The organism is Streptomyces sp. ADMS (genome assembly GCF_033441795.1).
GTDB lineage: Bacteria > Actinomycetota > Actinomycetes > Streptomycetales > Streptomycetaceae > Streptomyces.
The window spans coordinates 1-587 of record NZ_JAVFVX010000385.1 but is presented as its reverse complement, the minus strand read 5'-3'; the positions used below and the strand labels follow the sequence as shown (position 1 = coordinate 587).

General features: G+C 65.9%; 1 pseudogene. It reads right to left on the bottom strand.

The features are described 5' to 3' along the window. A pseudogene (locus tag RB628_RS41180) lies at positions 1-181 on the bottom strand (Secondary metabolite protein); the annotation flags it as partial. Between the last annotated feature and the right edge of the window lie 406 nt (positions 182-587).

Here is a 587-nt window from a genome sequence, read left to right as displayed (position 1 = left end):
GGTTCGTGTTGGTCCCGGTGCGGAGCTGCTGGATGGCGCTTGCCGAGATGGCTACCCCGGAGGTGTCCCGGATGCCCTGTGATACCTCCGCGTACGTGTAGGAGCCGCGCTCCTTCGGGTGTACCTCCCTGAACAGGTAGTCGAGCAGCTCCGCGAAGGCGCGCTCGTGCTTCTCGGTCATCTCCAACCCTTCCTCATGACCACGATCCTATCCACTCCAGTGGTGATCATGTGCCCGCGCGTCTCGGGTGACGACATCGCAGTTGACGGATTGGCGCAATTGCGGTGTACGTTAGCCCCACATCTCATCCAGTGCAGTGTTCCGCGCCTGGTGGGAGTGGGTGCGAAGACGCTGGACTTGTGTCAGGGGTCGCCATATGGTTCTGGTCCCGCACAAGTGGATCACCGGCCGCCAGGCGGTCGGGAAGGGAGGGGCGATGCACGCACAGGGGCCATAGCGCCCACCGGGGGCGAAGGAGGCCGGCGCCCGGGAGCTACCAACTCCCAAGCGCCGGGCCGGCACCCCGAAGCGCACCGATTCACATCTCGCGGGCGGCGGGGCTTTTGCACGAGAACCGCCGCACCGC